Annotated in this window: 17 protein-coding genes; 7 read left to right on the top strand and 10 right to left on the bottom strand. The window is 57.3% G+C overall.

Features of this window, described 5'->3' with window-relative positions; genetic code table 11:
* Nucleotides 1-3 precede the first annotated feature (3 nt).
* The 3 genes from cobG to GSQ94_RS01465 all read right to left on the bottom strand — a co-directional run bounded on the left by cobG (nucleotide 4) and on the right by GSQ94_RS01465 (nucleotide 6,926).
* Nucleotides 4-1,728, bottom strand: coding sequence for a precorrin-3B synthase (cobG, locus tag GSQ94_RS01475; RefSeq protein ID WP_158941534.1), 1,725 nt, complete (start codon nucleotides 1,726-1,728; stop codon nucleotides 4-6).
* Between the two features lie 280 nt (nucleotides 1,729-2,008).
* Nucleotides 2,009-2,683, bottom strand: a complete 675-nt coding sequence (gene phoU / locus GSQ94_RS01470; RefSeq protein ID WP_158941533.1) for a phosphate signaling complex protein PhoU — start codon at nucleotides 2,681-2,683, stop codon at nucleotides 2,009-2,011.
* Nucleotides 2,684-2,798: 115 nt separating this feature from the next.
* A complete protein-coding gene (locus tag GSQ94_RS01465) occupies nucleotides 2,799-6,926 on the bottom strand; it encodes a sodium/solute symporter (protein ID WP_158941643.1) in 4,128 nt (1,375 codons plus the stop codon).
* A 121-nt stretch (nucleotides 6,927-7,047) separates the two neighbouring features.
* On the opposite strand from GSQ94_RS01465, the gene GSQ94_RS01460 reads away from it, so the two are divergent.
* The gene (locus GSQ94_RS01460) at nucleotides 7,048-7,968 is read left to right on the top strand and encodes a BadF/BadG/BcrA/BcrD ATPase family protein (RefSeq protein ID WP_158941532.1); all 921 of its coding nucleotides are present in this window, start codon (nucleotides 7,048-7,050) and stop codon (nucleotides 7,966-7,968) included.
* Nucleotides 7,969-7,993: 25 nt separating this feature from the next.
* On the opposite strand, the gene GSQ94_RS01455 is transcribed toward GSQ94_RS01460, so the two are convergent.
* Nucleotides 7,994-9,337 (bottom strand): Hsp70 family protein, encoded by a 1,344-nt coding sequence (locus tag GSQ94_RS01455; RefSeq protein ID WP_158941531.1) that lies wholly within the window; start codon nucleotides 9,335-9,337, stop codon nucleotides 7,994-7,996.
* A 56-nt stretch (nucleotides 9,338-9,393) separates the two neighbouring features.
* A complete protein-coding gene (locus tag GSQ94_RS01450; RefSeq protein WP_158941530.1) occupies nucleotides 9,394-11,556 on the bottom strand; it encodes a glycoside hydrolase family 20 zincin-like fold domain-containing protein in 2,163 nt (720 codons plus the stop codon).
* A 280-nt stretch (nucleotides 11,557-11,836) separates the two neighbouring features.
* Here GSQ94_RS01450 and GSQ94_RS01445 point away from each other — a divergent pair, with 280 nt between their 5' ends.
* Both GSQ94_RS01445 and GSQ94_RS01440 read left to right on the top strand, forming a co-directional pair.
* On the top strand, nucleotides 11,837-13,687 hold the full coding sequence (locus tag GSQ94_RS01445; protein ID WP_158941529.1) for a hypothetical protein: 1,851 nt from the start codon (nucleotides 11,837-11,839) through the stop codon (nucleotides 13,685-13,687).
* Nucleotides 13,688-13,859: 172 nt separating this feature from the next.
* Nucleotides 13,860-14,012 (top strand): hypothetical protein, encoded by a 153-nt coding sequence (locus tag GSQ94_RS01440; RefSeq protein ID WP_158941528.1) that lies wholly within the window; start codon nucleotides 13,860-13,862, stop codon nucleotides 14,010-14,012.
* 41 nt (nucleotides 14,013-14,053) lie between these two features.
* On the opposite strand, the gene GSQ94_RS01435 is transcribed toward GSQ94_RS01440, so the two are convergent.
* Complete coding sequence (locus tag GSQ94_RS01435) at nucleotides 14,054-14,500, bottom strand: rhodanese-like domain-containing protein (RefSeq protein ID WP_158941527.1); 447 nt, start codon at nucleotides 14,498-14,500, stop codon at nucleotides 14,054-14,056.
* A 215-nt stretch (nucleotides 14,501-14,715) separates the two neighbouring features.
* Between GSQ94_RS01435 and uxaC the strand changes: the two genes are divergently transcribed.
* From uxaC to GSQ94_RS01415, 4 genes are all read left to right on the top strand, one after another.
* The gene (gene uxaC / locus GSQ94_RS01430) at nucleotides 14,716-16,119 is read left to right on the top strand and encodes a glucuronate isomerase (RefSeq protein WP_158941526.1); all 1,404 of its coding nucleotides are present in this window, start codon (nucleotides 14,716-14,718) and stop codon (nucleotides 16,117-16,119) included.
* A gap of 267 nt (nucleotides 16,120-16,386) precedes the next feature.
* Nucleotides 16,387-17,661: a lactate racemase domain-containing protein gene (locus tag GSQ94_RS01425; protein WP_158941525.1), complete on the top strand. Its 1,275-nt coding sequence runs from the start codon at nucleotides 16,387-16,389 to the stop codon at nucleotides 17,659-17,661.
* A 28-nt stretch (nucleotides 17,662-17,689) separates the two neighbouring features.
* On the top strand, nucleotides 17,690-18,190 hold the full coding sequence (locus GSQ94_RS01420) for a gluconokinase (protein WP_158941524.1): 501 nt from the start codon (nucleotides 17,690-17,692) through the stop codon (nucleotides 18,188-18,190).
* 39 nt (nucleotides 18,191-18,229) lie between these two features.
* Nucleotides 18,230-19,006, top strand: coding sequence for an SDR family NAD(P)-dependent oxidoreductase (locus GSQ94_RS01415; RefSeq protein ID WP_158941642.1), 777 nt, complete (start codon nucleotides 18,230-18,232; stop codon nucleotides 19,004-19,006).
* A gap of 981 nt (nucleotides 19,007-19,987) precedes the next feature.
* Here GSQ94_RS01415 and GSQ94_RS01410 read toward each other — a convergent pair.
* The 4 genes from GSQ94_RS01410 to larC all read right to left on the bottom strand — a co-directional run.
* Entirely contained in the window at nucleotides 19,988-20,239 is a 252-nt protein-coding gene (locus GSQ94_RS01410) for a hypothetical protein (RefSeq protein ID WP_158941523.1), read from the bottom strand.
* 40 nt (nucleotides 20,240-20,279) lie between these two features.
* Complete coding sequence (gene larB / locus GSQ94_RS01405; RefSeq protein ID WP_158941522.1) at nucleotides 20,280-21,056, bottom strand: nickel pincer cofactor biosynthesis protein LarB; 777 nt, start codon at nucleotides 21,054-21,056, stop codon at nucleotides 20,280-20,282.
* 228 nt (nucleotides 21,057-21,284) lie between these two features.
* Entirely contained in the window at nucleotides 21,285-22,292 is a 1,008-nt protein-coding gene (locus tag GSQ94_RS01400) for an aldo/keto reductase (protein ID WP_158941521.1), read from the bottom strand.
* 73 nt (nucleotides 22,293-22,365) lie between these two features.
* Nucleotides 22,366-23,380: nickel pincer cofactor biosynthesis protein LarC (gene larC, locus GSQ94_RS01395; protein WP_254063522.1), on the bottom strand; the 1,015-nt coding region annotated here is incomplete at its 5' end.

Below are 23,380 nucleotides of genomic sequence, written 5' to 3'. Positions count from 1 at the left end.
AGGCTACTCCCCCGGCGCATGTCGGCCGGCGCCAACAGGCGGTGCATCGCGTTCCACCGCGTCTACTACCGTCCCCGCAAGCTGAGCGCGAAGGCTATCGTCATCGGTGCGGGCGAAGTAGGCTCGAAGATCTTCTTCCGGCTGACGCGCTGCGAGATATCCGCGCAAGAGTCGCTCAATCGCGTCTGGAACCTCGTCCGCAGCTGCGCGGTAGCCCAGCGGCCGAGCGGTCCGTGCAAACTTACCCACGGCCCCCCCGACACAAAAGTAGAAGGCATCCACCGACTGCCCATCTTTCTTAATCTTCTTGCCCTCGAGTCCGATATCGGCAATCCAGTGTTGTCCGCAACTGTTCGTGCAGCCGGTTACATGCAGTTTAATCTGCTGATCGAAGCCCGGAAGTCGTTCTTCCATCTCGCTGACCAGCCACTTCGAGAAACCTTTGGTCTCGGCAATCGCAAGCTTGCAAAACTCGGTGCCGGTGCAGGCAATCGCACCGCGCCGAAACACGGAGACATCGACTTGCAGCCCCATTCCATTGAGCGTCAACGTGAGATCAGCCGTCTTCGCATTCGGCACATTGACGATGAGGATGTTCTGCATAATCGTCGTCCGCAGCTCGCCGTTCCCATACTGTTCGGCTAGTTCAGCCAGTTGATGAAGCTGATCTCCGGAGATGCGGCCACGCAAAACGCTGGCTCCGACCGAGGACAAACCAGCCTGCCGCTGTGGCGTTACACCAATGTGATCACGGTAAACGTCATCGGCAATCTCGTCCTGAGACATCGGGCTGGGATCCAGCTTGCAACCTAATTTGGTCTCAAGCGCCTCGAGAAAGGACTCTGCGGTCCAGCCGTGTCGCATAAAGAGGTACTTGATCCGGGCACGAGTACGATTCTCACGCAACTCTTGCTGTTCACGGAAGATCTCGGCGGTAGCATGTACTACGGCGTATGCCTGGTCCTGCTGGATGAAAGCAGGAATCCGTACCGCGAGGTGAGGTTCTGTCGAGAGGCCGCCACCCACCCGCAACGTATAACCGATCTCTTCCTTGCCGTCGAGATTGCGCCTGATAGCAGTTAGTGCAACATCGTTGATCTCAGGGTACGAGCACCACAACGGGCATCCCGTTACGGAGATCTTGAACTTTCGCGGCAGGTTATAAAACTCGGGGTTCGCCGTCAGCTTGTGCGCAATCTCCACAGCCAGAGGTGAGGCGTCGATAATCTCGTGTCCATCGATTCCAGCCAGAGGGCAGCCCGTCACATTGCGGACCACATCGCCACATGCACCCTTTGGACTGAGCCCAACCAGGGTCAACGCATCCACCACTTCAGGCAATGCCTCAATCGTCAACCAATGCAGCTGGATATTCTGTCGTGTCGTGATATCCGCGAGATTCCGTGCGTACTTCTTCGTCAGGTCGGCAATCACACGCAGCTGCGCGCTGGTCAGAATCCCGTTCGGCAAACCGATTCGCATCATGAAGTACTCGGTGGCCTTTCCTTCGCCGCCAACACCCCCCGTAGCGCCGACACCATCGCCCTGCGTGTACACCCCCCACCATTTGAAGTAAAGCCCAGTCCACTCCGGAAGAACTGAGTCACGGCCTTCTTTAGCAAACTGCCGAACCTCCTCCCATGCTTCCCAGGGATTCTTCGCCAGCTTCAGCCGTTCGGACTTCTGTGCTTTGGTTTCTTTGAGGGGTGGTATAGCTGAGCTGCTCATGGGAAAGAGTCCTTTTATATCTGCAAAATAAGAAAGCCCACTAGGTCAGTGGGCACCGATGGCTTTGCTTAGAGTTTCGCTACTAGAAGGGAAGGAAACGAAACTGGCAAAGGCTACGGCGCACGCAGTCGTGACAACAACTGCAGCAGACTTCTGACGGCGTTGAAGGCGAACTCACCATCAACTTAGGTTAGTTGCGACGGAACCGCACGTCAAGGAAGCCAACCACTTCAATGGATGATCGCTCTTGGCCAAGGTGCCAAGACGGCCTCTCCGTCACTCAATCTGCTTCGGCAAGGGAGAGCTTGTGCCGCACGTCCGAGCCGCGAACCCAGAAGATGACATCTTCTGCAATGTTTGTGGCGTGATCTGCCGCGCGCTCCAGATTTCGCGAGATGATGATGGCATTCAGCGCCTGTCCGCTGACAACTGGATGCTGCTGCATCACCTCCATCAACTCGTTCTGCACATCGCGGTTCATGTCGTCGATCTCATCGTCCATGGCCAACACCGACTCCGCCAGCTTGGCGTCTGCCTCCAGCAAGGACTGAATCGCCCGGCGAATCATCACTCCGACCTTCTCGCCCATATCTGGAATATCGATTGGCAGAGAGATCTTCGGGGAATCGTGCAAGTACTGAGTACGTGAAGCAATGTTGGTAGCCTGGTCCCCAATACGTTCCAGGTCGCCGTTGATCTTAATGACTGACAAAATGAAGCGAAGGTCGATTGCCATCGGCTGCTCTTTGGCCAGCAGATCGTAGGCCATCTCATCGACATCACGCTCTGCAGTGTTGATCGCCGCTTCTATCTCCTTCACATGGTCACAGAGACTTAAATCTCCAGTCAGGTACGCCTCCAGGGACAACGAAAGCGCCTGCTGGGAGAGCGCCGCCATGGCCAGGAGCTTGTCTTTGAGAGCGACGAGTTGCTGCTGAAAATTAATGCGGGGCATTGGGGAGTCCCTCAATCTAAGAACGTTCCACTATTGTGACGTAAATACTGTCGGTAGGCTATGAATATCGTGGCTCTAGTTGCGCGAACGGTTCATACTCCCAGCCTCACCAAAACTACTTATAGAGCAGATAGGTCTCACGGCGGTGTGCAAAAGCAGCCAGGTCAGCCGCCCATCCCATCGCAATCTTTTGCGGATCGTCCTTGTTGGTCAGCGCCTGCATCGTGTCCACATTAGTCACTAGGTACGCGGCTTTTGACAGTTGGAAATCCGGATACAAATGGTGGAGCGCGCTGAGGAGCTCGATTCCCATCTCTGGTGAGTGGAACGCCTTGCGATCGGTGACGGTGAAGTCGATCCCCGGGATTGTCTTTCCATGAGATGGATAATGGTTGGAGTCCTCTGCGACGGAAAAACTGGTCGGCGCAAAGCTCACCCCTGGGATCTTGCGCGAAGTGAGATAAGCGGCTAGCTCCGGCGCATTGATGTAGGGTGCTCCGATGTGCTCGTACGGCTTATCCGTGCCTCGACCGACAGAGATGTTGGTCATCTCGGCTAATCCAATGGCTGGATAAAGGGTAGCTGCTGCGGGACTCTTCAAGTTCGGGCTAGGATTGGTCCACTTCAAACCCGTCTCATCGAAGTACTGCTCGCGAGACCAGTTATGCATCGGCACCACAACGAGCTGTGCATGGATAGGAACCAGAATATTCGGAGAGGTAGAGCTTGGAATCCGGCGTTCGCTGTTGAAGTAGAGGGCCAGCTCTCCCAGGGTCATGCCGTTGCGGACAGGCATTGGCATGTAGTTGTTATAAGACTCCGCACCGGCGTCCGAAACCGGACCCTGCACCTCAATGCCTCCGTTTGGGTTGGGACGGTCCAGCAAGATGATTTCGATGTGCGCCTGTGCGGCGGCTTCAAGAAAATATCCGACCACCGCCTCATACGTATAGAACCGGACCCCCACATCCTGCAGATCGATCACCACTGCGTCGAGGTTCTTGAGAGACTCCAGGCTCGGACGACGCTGCTCAGGCTTCACGCCATAGAGGCTGAAGATCGGCAGCTGAGTTGCAGGGTCCACATCGTTACCGATCTTGACCGTATCTTTCACTCCCAGAAGGCCGTGCTCGGGAGAGAACAGAGTCTTCAACTCAACCTCGGGAAGACTATGCTGCAGGATATCGATGGTCCTCCGACCTTCACGATCTACTCCGGTCTGGTTTGTCAGCACTCCTAGACGCAGATGGTTGCCATGACGTTTCGCAGCCCGCACCAGCGCATCGAAATGAGTGGCCTCAAGTACATCGATTCCAGTGAGCGTTGGGGAAGTTCCTGTGGAGGCAGTTGAACTCTCGCCGATGCGCAAGACACGAGCCGCAGCAGTCGCTACCTGCCCACGCAGCACTGAGATTGGAGGTGCTCCGCGCGGATGAATAGCATTCGACAGAATCACAACGAAGGAATCGCTGCCCGGATCCATCCACAACGACGTTCCCGTAAACCCTGTATGCCCGAAGCTTCCAATCGGAAAAACCTCGCCCCGCGGCCGCGAAAACGCCGAGTTGACGTCCCAGCCAAAGCCACGCGAAGCCACCCCTGTAGTCGTTTTTCCATCCGGTGTAAAGATTGTCGCGCCAGTCACGGCAGTAAACGGCTGTTCCGGCTGCGTCATCAGCTTCAAAGTCGCCTGACTTAACGGAAAATCGCTCGCTCTTCCCGCAAGCCGGTCAAGCAACGCCTGTGCAAACAGCGCAACATCCGCAGCAGTAGAAAAGACTCCAGCATGTCCCGCGACCCCTCCCATCCGCCGGGTCGTCGGGTCATGCACAGTTCCTCGAAGCATCCGATCATAGTCAGGATTCGTCACAGCCGAACCCTCGTTGTCATACGCAGTGGGCGCAATTCTGGGAATCCACGCACTCACAACCCACCCGCTTCGAACCCCCAAAGAGCTATCAAGAGCGCATGGAACCTCTCGCGCTGGCGAAGACGAAGGAAGTGAAAGAGCCGAACCATGAACCTCCTTCAGGCCGCATGCACTTGCAAATGGAAGATAGCGGGTGTTCGTCATCCCCAAGGGATCAAAGATGTTCTTCTGCGCATACTCGTTCAGACTCTCTCCACTGATCTTCTCCACCAGCGCTCCCAGAGTGATGAAGTTGATATCGGAATACTTGAAGTGCGTTCCCGGCACAGTCTCGAGCGTCGCATTCATCGCCCGCCGAATCCCCTCTGCTTTATCCGGAGCAGCCAGCCCCCACGTATCCTTCAGGTCGATATCCTCCGGCAGTCCCGAATAATGCGTCAGCAGCTCACGAATCGTAACGGCTTGTTTCCCATTGGCGGCAAACTCCGGCAGATACCTGGCCACCGGATCATCGAACTGCAGCTTATGCGCCTCGTAAAGCTGCATCACCGCCGTCGCCGTCACCAGACACTTCGTCAGCGAAGCCATATCGAAGACTGTGTCTTCTGTCATCGGCTCTGCCACCGGTTCAAGCGCCCGGCTCCCGTAGGCTCGCTCAAACACAGTTCTTCCATCGTGATTAATCAGCACCACCGCACCTGGTATCTTCTTCGCGCTCATCGCCTCATCCACGAGCGTCGAGACCGCGTTGAAGTTGCTTGTCTCCGCTTGCGTTACTTCTGCAGTACCTCGCGATGGAAGCAGAAAGGGAAGAGATAGCAAAGTTACAATCGCCGCTGCCTTACTGGCAGAGCGCTGCGAGTTTTTTGTCGTGCCATCCCCTCGAAACAGCAAGCTGCCCAAAGAACCAATCGCAAACGTAACGACAGAGCCAATCAAGACGTACCAGGTAAACGCAATATGCGGAATCGTGATCGGCCCCAATTTGATTACCCCCGGAGAAAGCCACAGCAGAAGGTTCAGCGCGAATCCGCAGATCATCCCCAGGATGGCGCCAGTCTGTGTCGCATAGCGGGTCAGCGTTCCAAGCAAAAACACCCCTAGCAAAGCGCCGTACGCGACCGACGCGATCGACAGGCCCACCTCCACCACATGCCCCTTGCCTCCGGCAAATACGCTATAAACAGCCACTCCAAACAGTACAAAAGCCCAGACCACAGTGCTCGATCGCGAGATCAGCATACGCTCCCGATCATCCGCCTCCGGACGCCAGTGCATATAAAAATCCACCACGGTCGTTGACGAAAGTGAGTTCAACGCCGCGCTCAAATTCGACATCGCCGCCGCAAGAATCGCCGCTACCAGCAGCCCTGCAATCCCAATCGGCATCTCTCGCACTATAAAAGTCGGAAAGATCCGGTCTGCTGATGCGAAGGTCGTCGGATGCAATCCATAGAACACATACAGCCCCACGCCGATCAACAAGAACAGTGTGAACTGAAGGAAGATCACAGCGCCACTCGAAAGCAGCGCCAGCCTCGACTCCCGCAGGTTTCGCGCCGCCAGCATACGTTGCACCATCAACTGGTCCGTGCCGTGCGAGGCCATCGTCAGGAATGTCCCGCCTAATACTCCAGCCCAGAACGTATAGCTCTGCGTCAGATTCAGCGCGAAGTGAAACAGCCGAAACTTGCCCGCCGCCGCTGCTACTTCGTGAATCTGCGACCACCCTCCGGGCACATGCGTTCCCAGCGTAAAAATCGCCACCATCGTGCCTCCGATATAGATCACCATCTGCACCACATCAGTCCAGATCACCGCCGCCATTCCACCCTCAAAGGTGTAGAGCAGAGTCAGCGCCGAGATAATCCCAATTGAAAGCACATCGCGCGTCCCGATTGCGATCCCCACCACGATGCTCACCGCAAACACGCGAACCCCCTCAGCCGCCGCTCGTGTCAACAGAAACAACCCCGCCGTTACCTTATGCAGCACATGCCCGAAGCGCTGATCGATCAACTGGTATGCGGTCAGCATTCGTCCTTCAAAGTACTTCGGCAGAAAGATCAGCGCCACCACTACGCGCCCCAGCATGTAACCAATCACGATCTGCAAAAAACCAAAGTCGCCTGCGTACGCCACGCCAGGGATACTGATGATCGTCAGCGTGCTGGTCTCCGCCGAAACAATCGATAAAGCGATCGCCCACCAGGGAATCTTCTGGTCGGCAAGAAAGTAGCTCCGCAGCGACCTCGAATTCGCATCTTTCTTACTTCGGAAGCGAAGGCCAAACAGCGTAATCCCAATCAAGTAAACAACGATCAGGGCCAGATCGAAGGGATGAAGGCGTGTTGAAAGGGTGGCAGGATGCATTCGAGCAAGTGTATAGCGACAGCGCGCCTGCACGCAGCATGCCTATCTCGTCAGTCAATCTGAACGAAGGTTGCACTCCTGCGATAGCCCCGCAGCCGCAACCTGACCTATCATTACACCTATGGCTTTTTTTCTGGCGATCGACGCCGGTGGCACAAAAACGCGATGTCTCCTTGCGGACGAGACAAGGATCTTAGGGCAGGCTTCCGCGGGGAGCGTAAAGCTGATGCGCGTCAGCGAAGCAGATGCTACCTCTCACCTCCAGACAATGCTGAAAGAGGTCTCTCAGGCAGCAAACGTCAGCCTTGGCGAGATATCGCAAACCTGTATCGGACTTGCAGGACTTTCAATCGACGCTGTTCGCGAATGGGCTGAACGCGAGGTCGGATCCCTCGTCAGCGGTAACCTTCACCTTGTAGGGGATCAGGAGATCGCTCTGGATGGCGCCTTCCGGGGTGGTCCAGGTATTCTCATCGCCGCCGGCACAGGCTCGAACGTTATCGGACGCGCTGCCGACGGAGCCATGTATCAAGCCGGCGGCTGGGGTCCTGCACTAGGTGACGAGGGCTCCGGCTTCTGGATCGGGCAGGAGGCTCTACGCGCCGGCTTCTGGGCCAAGGACCGTGGAATTGCCACGACACTCCTTCAAGAGATCGGCAACTTCTGGGAGGCTAAATCGCTCGGAGAAATCGTCGAGATGGCCAACGTTCGTCCAGGCCCGGACCTCTCGGCTCTCGTTCCCATCGTCGTGCGATGTGCAGAGGCGGGCGATGAACTTGCCATCGCAGTTCTCGAGCGTGCAGGGGTAGAGCTTGCCGAGCAGGTAGCTCTCGTAGCCTTGAAGATGAAGGAGTCCGGTGGCAAGCGAAAGATTGAAGCAGCCTACACAGGCAGCATCCTGGAGCATATCTCGCTGGTCCGCGCTGCGATGATAGCTTCCCTGAAGGCCTCCTCGCCGGGCGTCAAAGTCATGGAGGACGTCATTGATTCTCTCCAGGGCGCTCTATGGCGGGCAAGGGAAGCGGAAAAGCGAATCTCGTAACGCAGCGCCTACTCCTCCGCAAGAATCAACGGCCTCTCTGATGAGCCTCTTCAGCACGTAGGGCGAGTCCGCGCGCAACCGACGTAAACTCATCTCCGGTGCTGACTCGCGACGCGGTAAACCGTGACTCGAAGATGCGTCGAACCGCAGGAACAAAACTGGTCCCTCCCGTCAGAAAGACACGGTCTATCTCTCGGGCAGAGACATTGCTGCTGGTAAGGAGCGTATCGACGCAACTCTCAATCGACTGTAGCTCCTCGGCGATCCAGCCTTCGAACTCTGATCGTTCCACAGTGGCTACTAGGTCCATACTGCCATCGCGGAATCTGAACTCCGCGGACTCGAGGCGCGACAGATCAACCTTCAAACGCTGAACCGCCTGATGAAGCTGATATCCAAGATCCTCCTCGATCAAATTGATCAGCGCTTCAATCTTCTCCGGCTCCTGAGCTCTGGCGCGAGCACTCTTTAGGATCTCTGCCACATTCCGCGTCTTCAAAAACGAGAGATAGTGCCAGCGCTCGAGATTCGCGTAAATCCAGGCTGGAGCCGCCGGGATAATGCTGCCTGGGCGATCTGGTGCCTGTGCATAGGAGCGTTCAAAGCTGTCCGAGCCCAGCGCGGGAGAGACAAGTTTACGCACAATCCGCGCGTCGAAGCTGTCACCCGCGAGCCCGAGCCCGCTATTGCCCAACAAGTCTTTCGCTGTTCGGCCACGTCCTCGAACGCCGGGACCCACGTGTATCAGCGAGAAGTCACTGGTCCCTCCGCCGAAGTCCCCAATCAAGATCAACTCGTCATGATAGAGCGTGGACTCGTAAGCGTAGGCTGCCGCAATTGGCTCCATCTCAAACTCGACAGACTCGAAACCAGCATAAAGGAATGCCTGTCGAAGCCGCTGCACGGCGAATTCATCGTCTTCTACACTGTCTGCTCCAACAAAACGAACGGGGCGTCCTACCGTAGCGCGGAGTATGGGACGCCCAAACTGCCGCTCCGCTGACAACCGTAGATCGGTAAGAATGCGCGAGATTAAATCTTCTATGGTGTAGCGCCGTCCGAACACCTCGGTTCCGGTAAGTGTCCGGCTCGTTAGATACGACTTCAGGGATTGAATCAGGCGCCCCCTGTGTTCGGCGTAAAGATAGTGTTCGATCGCCTGCGGCCCGGTGAATCCTTTGATCTGGGTGCGGCTGGCGTGCTTCTGCTGCTCCAGATAAAGCACGGAGCGAAATGACTCGGTCGTTGCGTTCGAAGTAGGGAATGAGACTAGATCTACCACACCGTTGCCGCGCGCAAGAGCGATCGAGCTGTTCGTGGTGCCGAAATCAATTCCTAATGAAGGGCCGTGGTCGTCCGTCGAAAACATGATCTTCTAGATTGCCAGATTTTTCGATCTGCGTGTACTCGCCGTTCCAAACAGACTCACTTTGCAGCTGGAGCCGGAGGCGGTATGCCAAGATCGGCAGCCGGAGGAAGAGTGTGATTGTCCGACCATTGACGTTGCGCGCTTCGCACCCGGTCACTGCGGCCCTCCCAGATTCCAACCGTGTAGTCATAGTGTTCCAGCACAGGCCGCAGCGCATAGGCGCGGTTCGAGCGATACCATGCCTGCTCATACAGATCGCGGAGGAGCGAGTATGCGTCGATGAAGTCCTGAATCCTTCCATTGACGCCGTTGATATCCGAGAGTTCACGGCTCACGCTCATGCGCTGTTTTTTGTCCGTGGTGTTTTGCATCGCATAGGCGCGTTGGTACCCCTCAGCGATCTCTTCGGAGAGTTGAAACTTAAGTCCGATCAAATCCATCCGCCGTGCTCCCAGCTCCAGCGCATCGATAGCAGCAGTCTCGCGCAAGGTTGTAGACGCACTCGGGTACGAATCCGCAGGATCGTAAGTCTTGGGCCCCGTCGAAACCGGCGGCGCTGCCGGAGCAGCTGCTCGTGCTTGCGCAATGAGGGTCAAGGCACGTTCGGCATGCAGCCTTACATCATGGACATACGGAAGAACCTGCGCCCCGATCCTCTGCCCATCCTTCGACATAGGATCCAACCAGAAGATACTGTTCGAACCATCGCCCTGCTTCGCCTGATCCTTCAGCACCGCATGTGCCAGCATCATCTCCTTCTGCGCTTCGTTCAGATATCCGGTCATGTCACCATGAAATACCTGCGCATAGGAGTTCTCGAAATCCGGAATCGACGACTCCCCCTTCTGCCATGCTGCTGCCGCCCCAAACAGAATCCCGTACCAGTCCTGGTTGAACAAACCCTCCCCATCGTCATTCCAGATCGTGTTCAACTGTCCCGTCGATCCCAACCGCTGGCCGTCCGCCGTGAAGCGTTGAATATTGGCAAGCGCATAGTTATTGTTGGGATAAACCTTGCGAAAGTTATTCACACTCGGCGCCACCCACGTCTCCATTCCCGCATTCGTAAACGGAGTCAGGAAGCGATCGTATCCGCGAGCCTCCGGGCTATACACCCAGGCGATCGCGATTGTGGAGTCCTTGAAGGACTGCGGCAGCCCCTTCAGCAGATCCGGCGAGTCTTGTGCGATATCTCCCCAAAACAAAAAGCGGCGGTTGAGCGGCTTCAACTCCGTAACGATCCGCTGTAAAAAATCCAGGTAAACCGGTGCGAGTCCCCGGGTATCAACATCCGCCTTCGTCTGTCCCAACCCAAGATCAACCGTCTCATCCGCGCCAATGTGCAAAAACGGCCCCGGATAAAGCGCAGCGAGCTCGGTAAACATCTGCTTGATCAGCGCAATCGATTCAGGCTGCCCCGGCGCCAGTACAGCGCCATGCGGTGTCTCAGCTAGCGGTTGATACTGCTCCCACGTCAGGTTGTGATGCAGGTGCCCAAACGCCTCCTGCTCCGGCACCACATCGATGTGATACTGCTTCGCATAAGCAACCAGCTCTCGAGCCTCCTCCGCCGTCACGCTCCCACCCGGAGGCGCCATCAGCGGATTCGAAGCATACTGCTGCGTGTGTTCAAAGTACGGAGAGTACAGGTTGATCTTATAGGCAGCCAGCGTCCGGATCAGATGCTTCTGAAACTCCAGGGTCGTCACCGGGCCCCGCGACAGGTCATCATCCAGACCGCGATATTTCATCGCCGGCCAATCCCTCACATTCGCCGCATGCAAAACGGCGCGTGCACCATCTCCCTCAATCAATTGCTTGACGGTCTGCGCTCCATAAAAAACTCCCGCCGCCGAATCCCCAATCACCGTCAAGCCGCCTCCGCTTGCCGAGATCATGTAGCCTTCAGCCTTCATCTCGTCGCTGAACCGAGCCTCGGGGTGAGCTCCAACTCGCACCAGCTCTATCGAAACCCCCGTCGCCGAAGCAGCTTGCACCCCGCGCTCCTGCAAAGCCATCGCAAGGTCATCTGCGGCAAACTGATCCTCGGCAGAGCAAGGCGCTGCACAGAGGATGCGAACACCGTGCAACAACGCCAAATCCCCCGTTGCATGAACCTCACGCGGAATCGGGATCAATTTAAGAGGCGATTGCGCAAAAACGCTGGAAGTGAATAGGCAAAAACTGGCCAGCAGGGCACCGAAGCGATGAGAGGACATAGAGATAACCTAAATCACTTCTGCGCGATCTGCAGTATCCAAATCCATCTCAAACACGAACGACACCACCTGTCATTCACCGAATATTAACGAAGAGAAGTGTGTTTTCTCCATGAATACCGCACAAATTATTTCCTCGTTCACACACCTTTGTGAGCATGGAACAAAGAGCAAAGGAAGAAAGTTGGAGAGGCCTGCAAGGCCTGGCCCGTTTTCTTGATGTCCTTGTGCCTTTTCAAAATTTCTGCGAGGTTCCATGACGAAGCAACTACGAGCGACTATGGCCGCGATATTGGTGATCAGTTCAATATCGCTCCAGGCGCAGACGAGCACGGCCACCAAAAAGACGACCGGCAAGGCGGCTGCTCACAAGAAGGCCCCGGTCGAGAGCCCGTTGGCACGCCAAATCCGCGAACTGCGCGAGCAGATGCTGAGCCAGCAGGCGCAGATCGATGCCCTCAAACAGCAGAATGCTGATAAGGACGCGAAGCTCGCGACCGCTCAGCAGTCCGCTCAGGATGCCCAGGCAGCAGCTGCCAGCGCATCGGCCAAGGCTGACAGTCTCACAACCACGGTCTCGACCAACGCGGACGCCGTTTCCAGCCTGAACAGCACCGTGACCGACCTCAAGACCACCAACGTCGGCCTCGCCCAGACCATCAGCGACACCAAGAAGACGATCTCAGACGAACTCGAATCGCCTCTGGCCATCCACTACAAGGGCGTCGCCATCACACCGGTAGGCTTCTTCGCGGCTGAATCAGTCTATCGTCAGCGCTCGCTCAACGCTGATGTCAACACTCCCTTCAATGCTACCCCCTACCCTGGCGCAGCTCAGTCCAACACCAGCGAGTTCAACTTCTCCGGCCGTCAGAGCAGAATCGGTGCGCTCTTCCAGGCTAACCCCGGACCATTCCACTTCGCAGGTTACGTCGAAGCGGACTTCCTCGGAGCAGGAGCCAGCAGCAACGAAAACCAGAGCAACAGCTACGTTCTTCGCCAGCGCCAGATCTTCGCTCAGGCTGGAACCAACAGCGGATTTACAGTAACTGGCGGTCAGATGTGGTCACTCGTCACCGAAACCAAGAAGAGCACGGATAACCGCACTGAGAACCTGCCAGCTACCATCGACGCACAGTACAACGTCGGTTTCAGCTGGGAGCGTCAGCCCGGTGTACGCTTCCAGCAGAAGATCGGTGGCTTTACTGGTGCGGTCGCGGTCGAGCAGGCTGAGATTATCTACTCGGCCACAAACGCAAATGCGAACTTTTTCATCGGAAACGCTGGTGCGGGTGGCGGTCTCTATAACCTGACTGCCAACTACTCCAACAACGTCGCGCCAGACGTAATCGTCAAGTTTACTTACGACGCGAAGTACGGTCACTTTGAGGCTGGCGGCTTGGGTCGCTGGTTCCGTGATCGCTACTATCCCAACCAGACTCTCGCCACGCCATCTGCTGCTGGTGGCACCAACAATACGAAGGTTGGCGGCGGATTCTTTGCTAACGTCCGCGTTCCCGTCACCCACTTTGCTGACTTCGGCCTTCACGGCCTCGGCGGCACGGGTGTTGGCCGCTATGGCACCTCTACCTTGCCTGATGTCACTGCCCATCCCGACGGAACGCTCGAGCCTATCAAGAACTACCAGTTCCTGGGCTCGCTCGAACTTCACCCGCAGAAGAAGCTCGATCTTGATGCTTACTATGGTACGGAATACGCACAGCGCACCACCTACCTCAGCACTGTAGGTGCTGATGCCGGCAAGCTCGTCGGCTACGCACCTATCTCCAGTTCCAATGCTGGCTGCGGCATCGAGACGCTGCCTACAACCCCAACCTCCGGCCTTGGCAGCATCGGCGTCTCCGGAAACCCCCCTTACAGCCCTGGCACGGCCGCAAGCTGCTTGGGAGCAACCCGTGCAATCTCCGAGCTCACCGGCGAGTTCGTATATCGCTTCTACAACAACCCCAAATTCGGCCGTCTGCAGTACACCATGCAGTACAGCTACCTTCAGCGGGTAGGCTGGTCCGGTTTGACTAGCGGCACATTTGGATCTGCTACTGCCACTTACGGTGCGCCGAAGGCCAGCAACAATATGGTCTTCACCAGCCTCCGTTACTACCTCCCGTAATAGCATCTGCCATCAAAGAGAAAAGGCATCCCTCGGGATGCCTTTTCTTCTTTAAAAAGCCGCAGCGCAATGGCTCTCGTTCCACCTTCGTAGAATCTGCATCCTATGGATTCAGAAGTCAGCCAAAGGAGAAGATATGGAATTAGAGCGGCAAGTTGAACCGAAGAATTCTGTGAACAAATTGATCCTGTATGCCACAGTCATCTCTGGCGTTGTCGCAGCGTACCTCATGTACCGTCGTGGCGAATCCTTGGGAACGATCGCAAAGAGCACCCTGACCAATCCCATTGGATCATTTGTTGCCGAGGTCAAGAGCGTTCTCTAGCTGCAAGAGGGGTGAGCCGAGACAGGCGCTCCCGCCACGGTCTACTTTGGCGTGTCGAGATGAAACGAATCGGTAAACGCCTCCACCGGATATCCCTTTTCCTTCCATGAGGCGATCCCCCCGCGAAGCAGCTTTACCCGCGAGAAGTTCAGCGCCCGCGCCTTCCCTAAGACCATATGGCTGGTCTCGTGATCACCTCCCGTGCAATAGATGACGGAGTTCTGATCACGGGAAAATGACGCTGTGTGTTCCTCGATGTCCTTTGGCGCAATCCTCTTCGCCCCTGGAATAATCTCCGGGTGTGCAAGAAAATCCAGCGGCTGACGAACGTCGTATAGCAAAACTTGTTTATCCTCGAGCAGTTTGTAGAGCGTTTCGGCGTCGATGCTCCTTGCCTGTACTTCGCGCTTCGCGAGGAAGCGCCTTACCGCAAACCACCCCGCAAGCAAGACGCAAAGCACTCCTATAACGATCGCTATCGTTGTCATCCATTCCTCTCAGTCACCGGGTTAGATGTCTACTCTAGGGAGCCAGTTGTTGGTCTGTCCCAATCTAGCGATCCGATAAGACTCCACAGAGCGTCACAACGCCCGATTTTGCGGAGCAGCACCATTTGTTCGAGGTACGGCCAAATCTTTGATACGCTCATTAGGCCGGGTTCTCAAAGAAAACACGGTTAGACACTCTCACGAGGTGATGAAGGATGATTCTCGACGAAAACAGGCTCTTTCCTGCTGATCGCGAAGCACGGGCGATTGCCGCGAAACTGTACGAGACAGTCAGAAGCCTGCCCATCATCTCTCCCCATGGACACACTGACCCACGCTGGTTCGCAGAGAACGAAGCCTTCGCCAACCCCGCGGCGCTCCTCATTCAGCCCGACCACTACATCTTTCGCATGCTCTACTCGCAGGGAGTCTCGCTGGAGTCGCTAGGTATTCCCCAGGCTGACGGAGGGCAAGCTTCGGTCGACCCGAAGGAGGTGTGGCGCCTCTTCGCCAAAAACTACTATCTCTTTCGCGGCACCCCCACGCGCCTGTGGCTGGATTACTCCTTCGAAAATCAGTTTGGCCTCTCCAGGCGACTCAGCCCTGACAACGCCGACGAGTACTACGAGATCATCGCAAAGAAACTTCAGACCCCGGAGTTCCGCCCACGCGCTCTCTACGAGCAGTTCAACATCGAAGTTCTCTCCACCACCGACACCCCCCTCGATACCCTCGAATACCACAAAGCGATTCGGGAGTCGGGTTGGAAGGGGCGCATTCTACCCACCTTCCGTCCGGACGCCGTGATCGATGCCGACTACGCAGGCTTCCTGAACAACATCGAGAAGCTCGGAGAGATCACCGGTGAAGATACAGGCACCTGGAAGGGTTATCTCAATGCTCTCCGCAACCGTCGTACCTTCTTCAAGTCAATGGGGGCGACTGCAACTGATCACGGCCATCCCACCGCACTCACTGTAGATCTTGATCCTGCCGCAGCAGCCTCGCTCTACGGCCGCATCATCTCAGGGCGCTCCGTACCGGAGGAGCAGGAGCACTTCCGGGCTCAGATGCTCACTGAGATGGCGGGGATGAGTGTGGAAGATGGCCTCATCATGCAGCTCCACCCAGGCTCATTCCGCAATCACAACCGCAAGCTCTACGAAAAGTTCGGACGCGACAAGGGTGCAGACATCCCCTCCCAGACGGAGTACGTCCGCGCCCTTCAACCCCTGCTCAATCGCTACGGAAACGATCAGCGCCTGACCTTCATCCTCTTTACCCTCGATGAGACCACCTTTTCGCGCGAACTTGCGCCCCTCGCGGGCCACTACCCAGCACTCAAACTCGGCCCTCCCTGGTGGTTCCACGACTCGGCGGAGGGAATGATGCGCTTCCGCGAACAGGCCACCGAAACCGCAGGCTTTTACAACACGGTCGGCTTCAATGACGACACTCGCGCCCTGCTCTCCATCCCTTCGCGCCACGATGTAGCCCGTCGCATCGACTGCGCCTTTCTCTCGCGTCTGGCGGCCGAGCATCGCATCGACGAGGACGAAGCGTTTGAAGTGATTCAGGACCTCACCGTGAACCTCGTCAGAAAGGCCTACAAGCTCTAACGCACGCGGAAGGCCACAAATAAAGTTCTAAGACGTGGCGTATCTTTCGACTACGAAATAAGCGCGGCTTGCGAACCACGTTAGCCATGCATCGCACCACAGTTACACCAGCAAAACACCATCACCAAAACGCACCTTTTCAGGAACCCCCATCGAAAAACCCTGTAAAACAGAGGAAAAAATCTCAGCAAGGTCCCAGAATTTTTTTCAGCAAGTGAACCTGTCAGCCTAAAGCATCTATGTAACCCGGGAGTAAGATCAAAGTCCATGAGCCTCTTTTTTGCTGCGGGAAGCCCAACAACAGAGATGTCGCCCGCCGAAGTACAGTCGAACCTGTTTCAGGCCCTGGATAAGCTTGGCGAACGCAGAAAAGTCCTTGCAGTTCCACCGGACTTCACTCGCATGCACTCCCAGAGCGGCACCCTCACCGAGTTGGCATGGCAGTACTACGGAGAGAAACTCACCGGCATCCTCCCCGCCCTGGGGACTCATAAACCGATGACAGATCACGAGATAGCGACGATGTACGGCGCTACTCCGCGATCCCTCTTTCGTAACCACGACTGGCGCAACGACGTCGTCACCCTGGGTGAAGTTCCAGGCGAGTTCATGTACGAAGTAAGCGAAGGAAAGCTCGATTACACCTGGCCCGCACAGGTCAACAAGCTTCTGCGCGACGGCGGCCACGATCTCATCCTGTCCATAGGCCAAGTCGTTCCGCATGAAGTCGTCGGGATGGCCAACTACAACAAGAACATCTTCGTCGGCACCGGAGGATCCATCGGCATTCATCGCAGCCACTTCCTCGGCGCGGTATACGGGATGGAGCGCATGATGGGCCGCGCCGATACCCCCGTTCGCCGCGTGCTCAACTACGCCAGCGAACACTTCGCTCAGCATCTCCCGATCGTCTACGTGCAGACTGTAATAGCAAAGAACACAGAAGGGAGGCTGGTCATTCGCGGCCTCTCCATTGGTGATGACGCAGAGTGCTTCGAACTAGCTGCAGCTCTCAGCCTCAAGGTGAACTTCAAGATGATGGACCGCGAGATCAAGAAGGCAGTTGTCTTCCTCGATCCTCATGAGTTCAAGAGCACCTGGCTCGGAAATAAGAGCATCTATCGCACTCGCATGGCGCTTGCCGATGGTGCTGAACTGATAGTTCTTGCTCCTGGAGTCCACGAGTTTGGCGAAGATGCAGCGATCGATGTATTGATTCGAAAGTACGGCTACTGCGGTACCCCCCGTACTCTTCAGGCAGTCAAGGAGGATGCACAACTCGCCGGCAATCTTAGCGCGGCTGCCCACCTTATTCATGGGTCGAGCGAGGGGCGGTTTACCATTCGGTACTGCCCGGGGCACCTGACGCGGGAGGAGATTGAGGGTGTGCACTTCGAGTATGGCGATCTGGGGCAGATGACGGCGAAGTATGACCCTGCCGTGCTTGCGGACGGTTGGAACATGGTGGATGGGGAGGAGATCTTCTACATCTCCAATCCTGGTCTCGGGCTCTGGGCTTATGAGGGTCGCTTCCAGGCCTGATGGTGTGCCGATTGGAGGGTGTTGCTAGATGGTAGTTGTGTTGATGGGAGTGAGCGGGTCGGGCAAGAGTACGATCGGGATGCTCCTGGCGGAGCGGACAGATGCGGTGTTTGCGGATGCGGACGACTACCATCCGCTGGCGAACAAGCAGAAGATGGCTGCGGGACATCCGCTAACGGATGAAGATCGTCAGCCGTGGCTAGAGACGCTGAACCATGTGCTGGAGGGCTGGTATGCGGTGGGGAAGAGCGGCGTCATGGCGTGTTCGGCGTTGAAGGCTAGTTACCGGACGACGCTTCAGGCGGGGATGCCGAAGGGTACGGTAAGCTTTGTGGTGCTGGAGGCGTCGAAGGAGATGCTGGCAGTTCGTCTCGCGGAGCGGAAGCATGAGTTCATGACCGGGAAATTGCTGGAGAGTCAACTTGCAACGCTGGAGATCCCTACCGATGCCGTTCGGATCAGGAACGACCGACCGCCTGAGCAGATTGTGAGCGAGATTCTGGTCCAGTTACCGGCTATGAAGGTCTGATTTTTTAGAAGATTTTTGAGAGAGAAAGAGGCGTATTCGATGGGGCATCCGTTGTTTGATTTGAGTGGTAAGTCTGCGGTGGTGGTGGGGGGTACCTCGGGTATCGGACTGGCCATGGCGATTGGGCTGGCAGAGGCGGGGGCAGACGTGGTGGCGAGCTCGCGGCGGATGGAGCAGGTGGATGAGGCGGCGAAGGCAATCGAGGCGACGGGGCGGCGGTCGTTGCGGCTGGCCTCGGATGTGGCCGACCGTGCGACCCTGCAGGCGCTGCTGGATGGGACGGTGAAGGAGTTCGGCAAGGTCGATATCCTGATCAACTGTGCGGGCAAGATCAAGCGGGAGCCTACGCTGACCGTGACGGAGGAGACCTGGGACGGGATCATGGATACGAACGTTACGGGAACGCTGCGGGCCTGCCAGATCTTCGGCAAGCATATGCTGGAGCGCGGCTACGGACGCATCGTCAACATCGCCTCGTTGAACACGTTCGTGAGCCTGAAAGAGGTCACGGCGTACGCGGCGAGCAAGGCAGCGGTTGGCGCGTTGACCCGGTCCCTGGCGGTGGAGTGGAGCTCGCAGGGCGTGACCGTGAATGCGATCGCTCCCGGTGTCTTTCGGACGGCGCTCAACCAGAAGCTGCTGGATGAGAGTGACCGTGGCAAAGAGTTGCTGATGCGGACTCCCATGGGACGGTTCGGGAAGACCTCAGAGCTGGTGGGCGCGGCGATCTATCTTGCAAGCGATGCCTCGACGTTTGTTACGGGCGAGATTCTGGTGGTGGATGGCGGTTTTCTTGCCAGCGGAGTGAACCAGTAGGTCTTTGCATTTTTTCGTCGACCTTCTCCCCCTCCCCTCCCCCTTGGGGGTATTTTGCGCGTAAGTATTTTGTTTCTTATAGTTTACAGGGAGTGGTGCATCGCAAAATATTCAATTCAAAGGGTTTAAGGCTAAAATATTGAAAATAGGTGGTTTAGAGGCCAAGAGCAGCTTGGGCGCGACATGCATTTTTTATCGTGCTTTTTAAGTGTAGCTGGTCAGCTGGAACTCATGCGCCACAGCTATCTCTATTATTTTGATGGATTTGATGAGCTTTAGGGCTTGACAGTGGTGGAAGGAACAGCAGATTCCTCCGCTTCGCTGAGGAATGACAACAAAAGGGCAGGAAAACGCAAGAACAATTGCAAAGGGCAAAGGCGACTTCGACCGCGAATTTAACGGATGACAAACGAAGGTACTCAGGATGATTTTGATGGTGGGAAAACAGCAGACTCCTTCGCTTCGCTGCGGAATGACAAACAAAGGGACAGGCAGAGGCAAGAGACAAGCGCTTTGACGTGTTAAGAACGAAGCCAAGACAAAATGCGGGGGTCTCTCCACTGCGCGGTTCACGATGAGACTGTGAACCGCTTCGGTCGAGATGACGGTTGTTGTGGCTGGTCTTTGTGACCGGTTGTTGTGGCCGGGTTGACGGGGTTCGGTTGACTGTGGATTTCTATTGGTTCGAATTGACAATAGGACAGAAGGGCAGGCAACGACAGAAGGGCAAGCAACGACGGAGGGCAAACAAAGGGGCAGGCAGACGCAAGAGACGAGCGCTTTGACGTGTTAAGAACGAAGCTAAGACAAAATGCGGGGGGCTCTCCACTGCGCGCTTCACGATGAGACTGTGAACCGCTTCGGTCGAGATGACGGTTGTTGCGGCTGGTCTTTGTGACCGGTTGTTGTGGCTGGTTTTTGTGGCCGAGCGTCGTCGGCCGCGGCTGCGAGGCTTGCGGTACTGGAGGTGGAGGATAGGGTTTAGCGGACGGGTGATTTGGTGGGGTGGTGGTTGCTGGTTGGGCGTGGATTGGGGAGGATCCAGGGGTAGAGGATGGCAAGGTTTGGTGGAACGATGGTGAGGAAGAGGAGAAAGATGCCAACCATCTCAGGGATGTGTAGCATGTTGCGGCTCTCAAGGAAGAAGGTCAGGGCGATCAGAGCGACAACCGTGACGCAGATGACGGTGGCAGCGAGCTTTTTTGCCCATGGTTTGTCGCCATTCGGAAGCATTTGAGACCGCCTTTCGACACGATTGCCAATGACTCTCTGGCTATACCTCCCCGGTTCCGCTACGGCGGACCGAGGCTCGTGCGATTAATACGGCAGTGTAGGCCGCGCCGAAGCCGTTGTCTATATTTACTACGGTGACGTTGGGGGAGCAGGAGTTGAGCATTCCCAAAAGGGCAGCGGCGCCGTCGAAGCTGGCTCCGTAACCGACGGAGGTGGGGACGGCGATGACGGGAACGCCGACGAGTCCGCCGACGACGGAGGGGAGGGCTCCCTCCATTCCGGCACAGACGATGACGACGTCAGCCTGGGTGAGTTGATCGCGGACGGAGAGGAGGCGGTGGAGTCCGGCTACGCCTACGTCGTAGAGTCGCGTGACTGTTGTGTTGAAGAGTTCGGCGGTGACGGCGGCCTCTTCGGCGATGGGCTGGTCGCTGGTTCCGGCGCTGAGGATGGCGATGTGGCCTTTTGGGTCTGCCTGAGTGGATTGCCTGAGCGTGATGGCGCGGGCCGAGGGGTGGTGGATGGCTTTTGGGTGGGCGGCCAGAACCATAGCGGCAGTCTCGACGTTGGCGCGGGTGGCGAGGACGTCGGTGCCTGCGGCAGCCATGCGGGTGAAGATCTCAGTGGTCTGCTGAGGGGACTTTCCCTGGGCGTAGATGACCTCGGGGAGGCCGAGGCGAAGGGTGCGGTGGTGGTCGATGCGGGCGTGGCCGATGTCCTCGTAGGGCATGTCGGCGAGGCGCTGGGAGGCGGTGGTGGGGGTGATTGTTCCGGATTGGACGGCGGCGAGGAGTTCGAGGAGGGTGGTTTTGTTCATTGGATGTTGCTTGGACTTTCGTGGTGGGAGTATGAGTTGGTTCGCTTCGCGAATGCCCACATCTCAAAATCGAGATATGGGGCACCCGAGTGAAGTGGCGGTCTGCAGTCTGTGGTTTTAACGTGGTGGTTGGTGTCGTAGCCTGGTGCTTCGGTGGTGTTTTGTAGTCACTTTTTGAGGCTGGAGGCGCGGATGTCAGACTATTGTGCTTTTTTTATCCTAGCGGCTTCATCCTAGCCACTTTGGGTTTTGGGCGGTGCCGTCGAAGTGGCTGGTGGTCTTGAAGAGTTCGAACTTGCCTTCGCTGGCGGCCGTGGCGGTGCGGGCTAGCAGGGAGCTGATCTGGGTCTGGTCGAGGGGCTTGAAGGTGCGGGCGGCTTCGCAGGCCTGATCGAGGATCTGCTGATTGTCGATGCCGGTGATGACGACGGATACGGGTTGGGTGAGGCCGTAGTGGAGAGCTTCGATGGGCTGGACGGTGTTGCTGGCGAGGATGAAGTGGTCGCCGAAGGTCTTCATGGCGAGGATACCGATGCCTTGTTTGAGAGCGACGGGTATGACCTCTTTGGTGAAAGAGCGGAAGTGCGCGTCCATGACGTTGATGGGCATCTGGACGGTGTCGAAGTGGAAGCTGTGCTTTTGCGCGGTCTCGAGCATGCGGAGGTGGACGGCGGGATCTTTGTGGCCGGTGAAGCCGATGTAGCGGATCTTTCCCGCGTTGCGGGCGGCGATGGCGGCTTCGATGGCTCCGCCGGGGGCGAAGATGCGGTCGGGGTCTTCCATGCGGATGACCTCGTGGAACTGGACGAGGTCGATCATGTCGGTCTGGAGGCGGCCCAGGGATTGCTCGAGCTGCTTGTTGTATTCGTCCGCGGTGCGGCCGTCCATTTTGGTCATGAGAAAGACTTTTTGACGGTAGCCGTTGCGTAGGCCCTGGCCCATGCGGACCTCGGAGATGCCGTCGTTATAGTCCCAGCAGTTATCCATGAAGGTGAGGCCGCGGTCGATGCCGGCGTGGAGGAGTTGAATGCTCTCGTTGGGGTCCTTCTGTTTGCCGAGGTGATAGCCGCCCATGCCGATGGCGGAGACGCGTTCGCCGGTGGTGCCGAGCTCGCGATAGATCATGTCGGGGGATTCAGGGCGCTTGATGGGGTGGCTGGGGGCTTGCGATTGCGCGGGGATCGCTGCGCTTACGCTGGCTGCGGCTGCTGTCTTGAGAAAGTCTCTTCGCTCCATGCTGTGTGCTCCTCGTGGGCGGTTGGCTGCCTGATGGTTGGATGCGTCTTTGTGCGAGAGGGCTGGGTGCCGGCTATTTGAGGTAGGCGGCGATGGCGGTTTGTTGAACGAGCTTCAAGGGGACGTTGTGTTTTGTAGCGGCGACGCGGCAGTCTTCGTACTCGGGCGCGATGTTGCACTCCTGGCCGTCGAGGGTGCCGATCTTGACGCGGATTTCGCCGTAGGGTGTGGTGACGTGGGTGTGGTGGCGATCGACGCAGACGCGGCTGTCCTGACGGATGCGAAGGCCGAGGGTGCTGGTTTCGCGGAGGATGAGCTGCTGGAGGGCAGGGCTGTCGGAGGGATTGCAGAGGACGGTGAGGAGGGTGCCGGGGCGCCCTTTTTTCATGATGACGGGCGTGAGCATGACGTCGAGCGCGCCTTGTGCGAGGGCGGTCTCGGAGACGTAGGCGAGGATCTGTGGGGAGAGGTCGTCGAGTGCGGTTTCGAGGACGGTGACGGTTTCGGAGTCGTGAGGGTGATTGGGTTTTGCGGAGGGTTTTTCGGCGGGGATGGTGTGCGGTGTTTGGTCGGCTTCGCCGATGCTGAGGCGGAGGACGTTGGGGAAGTTGGCGGGGTTGCGAGTGCCGGCGCCGTAGCCGATGTGTTCGACGCGCATGGTGGGCTGCTGGCCGAAGGTGGGAGCGATGGTCCGAAGGATGGCTGCGCCAGTTGGGGTGACGAGCTCCTTTTCAATGTGGGCGGAGTAGGTGGGGAGGCCGCGGAGGAGGTCGGCGGTGGCGGGGGCGGGGACGGGGAAGCGACCGTGGGCACAGTCGACCATGCCGCCCCCGACGTTGATGGGGGAGGCGTACCACTTTTCGATAGCGAGAGCGTGGATGCCGGCGGAGGCGGCGACGATGTCGACGATGGCGTCGACCGCGCCTACCTCGTGGAAGTGAATTTTTTCGATGGGTACGTTGTGGATCTTGGCTTCGGAAGCGCCGAGTAGCTCGAAGGTGTGGATTGCGGTTTGCTTGATGGCCGGGTCTAAGGAGGCGGCGTTGATGAGGTCACGGATGACCGAGAGGGAGCGGCCGTGGGTGTGT

The sequence above is a fragment of the Granulicella sp. S190 genome (assembly GCF_009766095.1).
Lineage (GTDB): Bacteria > Acidobacteriota > Terriglobia > Terriglobales > Acidobacteriaceae > Edaphobacter.
This window is presented reverse-complemented; position numbering and strand designations above follow the sequence as displayed.